This window comes from Desulfofundulus australicus DSM 11792, assembly GCF_900129285.1.
Lineage (GTDB): Bacteria > Bacillota > Desulfotomaculia > Desulfotomaculales > Desulfovirgulaceae > Desulfofundulus > Desulfofundulus australicus.
This window is the reverse complement of sequence record NZ_FQUW01000063.1, coordinates 1-3,069: the sequence shown is the minus strand read 5'-3', so window position 1 is coordinate 3,069 and position 3,069 is coordinate 1. Positions and strand designations below refer to the sequence as shown.

Genomic DNA, 3,069 nt, shown 5'->3' with positions numbered 1-3,069 from the left:
TCATGTCAAGATAGGCAGAAGGGTGCTATTCCGGCGGACCAGCATTTTAGCCTGGCTGGAGGCCCAGGAGCAGGCCAGCGTGCGGCGGGAGCCAGGGTCAGTGGGGAAGATTCGTCGGCTGAAATGACCGTGGAGAGAAACGAACCCCGGAGTGTTGTGCCGGTGTTGCGCAACACCGCCGGGTGCGGGGGGATACAATGGCCGAAGTTACGAACGGAAACGGGAAATTCGCGGCGTTCAACCAGGTAATCCGCGACTCGACAATAAGCCTGCCTGCCCGAGCACTATATGCAATTCTTTGGAGCTATGCCGACAGAGAAGGCTTTTGTTGGCCAGGGATTAAGGTGTTGGCCCAGGAAACTGGGTATACGGAACGCGGAGTAATAAAACTCCTTCAAGAACTTATTGAAAAAGGTGCAATCGTTAAAAAGCGGCGTGGCAAGACACTTACAAATGTTTACTCAGTGATAGGAACTGTGGTTCCTGTCAGTGATAGGAACTGTGGTTCCGGTCACAAGGAAAGTGATAGGAACTGTGGTTCATATCACTTAGAAAATGAAGTGAACTGTAGTTCACCAGTGATAGGAACTGTGGTTCATAGTGAAGTGAACTGTGGTTCATCCGAAAATGCCCTTCCCGCTTACAGCGGCAAGGCTTCCGGGGAACCTATAATACCAATTAAAAAACCAAATGAAAATACCAATCTTAATCTCAAAGAAACTATCGTTTCAGTGGGGAGGAAAAAATCCTCAAAATCAAACCCTAAAACAACAACCACTGATGAGAGAGTACAGCCAGTGCTAAAGCGTTTCTTCGAAACATTCAAGGAGCATGTCGGTGTAGAACCGACAAAGACAGCTTTCGATTGGGGAAGGGACGGAAAACGGGTAAAGCAATTGCCGGAAAGCTATAGCGTGGAACTGCTTTGTGAGTGCATAGAACGATTTTTTAAGGCCCCTGGCTTCGTTCGGAGGAACTGCACCTTTAGCGACTTTTTAAGTGCGCTTCCCCGTTTGCTAACTGGTGACTACAAAAACCAGGAAGGAGGAAAACAGCGTGCAAGAACAAAGTGGCGCCCTGCACCGGAGCCCTCAAAGGACTGGTCGGATTGGGAGGGTTAAGGAGCTGTTTCCCGCTACGCGCGCCTGGCCAGACGAAGCTATCATGGAGAATTTGCTCCTGTTTCAAGATACTTACCGCCACCTCCGGGGCGACTGCGGCGGCGTGTTTGACGAAGACGGCGTCCCTATCGTCCGCGAGATTTTTCTGCCCGAAGAAACACCCGGGAGCTTTCGGAAAGAGGAATGCATCTCTTGCCGCCAATGGGCGGTGAAAGAACTGGTGAAGCGTGCCCGTTTCCCTAAACGCCATTTGACGCTTTCACTTGACCAGCTTGACGCCAGGGAAAAGGTTTTGCCATACACCGAAAACTTCCCGGAGAACAAAAAGGCCGGCCATGGCTTGCTGATTGTAGGCCCTACCGGAATCGGCAAAACTCAACTGGCGGTGGCTTTGGGAGTGGAAATCATTCTTCGGCATTTAAACCCCGCGACTTTTGTCCTTTTTGGCGACCTGTGCACCATGTTCCGCGAAGCAATAAATGACGATTTTGCCAGGATGAACCTGGCCGAGCTGACAAGCAGCAAAAACCTGGTAATCGTGGACGACCTGGGCGCCGTCCCGATAACCGGTTTCGACCATGCAAACATTAACTCCTTCATTGATGCCCGTTACAGGGAGAAATTGCCAACGGTTTTCACCAGCAACCTCTCCCGGAAAGAAATGATTGATTATCTCGGCGAACGCGCGGTTTCCCGGCTTTCCGAAATGTGCGAAACGATTGTTCTTCGCGGCAAGGACCGGCGGGGGAGGTGAGGACAATGCAAGACATCGCCAAAGTGATTAAAGGCGCCTTTATAAGTCCAAATGAACGCGACAATAACTTTGAACCCGCTAACGTGGTGGACGGACTTTATGCCATTGCCAGGGCACTTGATAGGCTGGCGGAGGCCGTGGAACAACTGGCAAACCCGAAGGAGGATTAACATGCATGATTTCAACGGCTGCTTAAAACGCGGCGAGGACGGAGAGCACTTTCTGGACAGGTTTTTCTCTGGCAGGTTTCATATCTACCCTGTTACCCGGCGGCAGCAAAGGCAGGGGATAGACCGCATTTTCGTAAACCGGGAAACCGGGAAAGTCCTCAAGGTGGAGTACAAAACCGACTACCAGGCAGGCCGAACAGGGAACGCATTCCTGGAAACCGTTTCGGTAGACACCGAAGGCAAAAAAGGGTGGGTTTACACCTCAAAGGCTGACTACCTGCTTTACTTCGTGGTGGAAGATTTGCTGATTTACGCCATCCGCTTTAAGACATTGCGGAGGCTTTTCCCGACCTGGTTGAAGAAATACCGTACAGGTAAAGCAGTAAACGAGGGATACACCACCCACGGCCTGCTGGTCCCGCTTACCGAGTTTGAGAAGTGCGCAGAGGCTGTTATTTCCGCATGAAACGGAAACAACGGACCGGCCCGGCCAGGCCGTTCAGATAGACGGGGCGGCTGGTTTTCCCGGCCCCCCCACTAAACCGGCACACTAAATGGCTTTATGCTATGCAAAGGAGGAAAACTTAATGGGAACCAACCGAGTGCGGTACTTTAGAGAAAAAGCGGGCTTGTCAGTTAAGGAACTGGCACGAAAGACCAACCTCCACACCGCCTGGGTGCTGCAGGTTGAGCGGGCGGAAGACTCCTGGGGACGTACACCCTGGGGATACGACACCGACAAGAGGTTTGCGGATGCCCTGGGCGTCAAGCTGGGGGACTTGTTCAGCGACTACCGCCCCCCGGAGAGACCCAAAGAGGAACCACTTAAGCCGGATACCCGGACGGAAGAAGAGATTGACGAAACCATAAAGGCTTTGAACGAATGGCGGCAGGCAGCGGGTAAGATTCATGACGAAAGGGATACCTGTCATTATGAAGAAACCTCTCCTGGCGTCATGCAGGGATTTGGCGACTTCCACCACTGGCAACGGCTGCAAAAGCAGAAAAAGTAGAAAGGAGGCTT

The 3,069-nt window shown here is 52.0% G+C and carries 5 protein-coding genes; all 5 read left to right on the top strand.

Going from position 1 to position 3,069, the window contains the following annotated elements; genetic code table 11:
- The first annotated feature begins 197 nt into the window (after positions 1–197).
- Positions 198–1,121 (top strand): helix-turn-helix domain-containing protein, encoded by a 924-nt coding sequence (locus BUB44_RS14740; RefSeq protein WP_073167732.1) that lies wholly within the window; start codon positions 198–200, stop codon positions 1,119–1,121.
- The gene (locus tag BUB44_RS14735) at positions 1,057–1,875 is read left to right on the top strand and encodes an ATP-binding protein (protein WP_131821654.1); all 819 of its coding nucleotides are present in this window, start codon (positions 1,057–1,059) and stop codon (positions 1,873–1,875) included. The genes BUB44_RS14740 and BUB44_RS14735 overlap by 65 nt, the downstream gene beginning before the upstream one ends.
- A 5-nt stretch (positions 1,876–1,880) precedes the next feature.
- Complete coding sequence (locus tag BUB44_RS15515; RefSeq protein ID WP_165611062.1) at positions 1,881–2,045, top strand: hypothetical protein; 165 nt, start codon at positions 1,881–1,883, stop codon at positions 2,043–2,045.
- Position 2,046: 1 nt separating this feature from the next.
- Entirely contained in the window at positions 2,047–2,511 is a 465-nt protein-coding gene (locus tag BUB44_RS14730) for a hypothetical protein (protein ID WP_073167727.1), read from the top strand.
- A 121-nt stretch (positions 2,512–2,632) separates the two neighbouring features.
- Complete coding sequence (locus BUB44_RS14725; protein WP_073167724.1) at positions 2,633–3,058, top strand: helix-turn-helix domain-containing protein; 426 nt, start codon at positions 2,633–2,635, stop codon at positions 3,056–3,058.
- Positions 3,059–3,069: the final 11 nt, after the last annotated feature.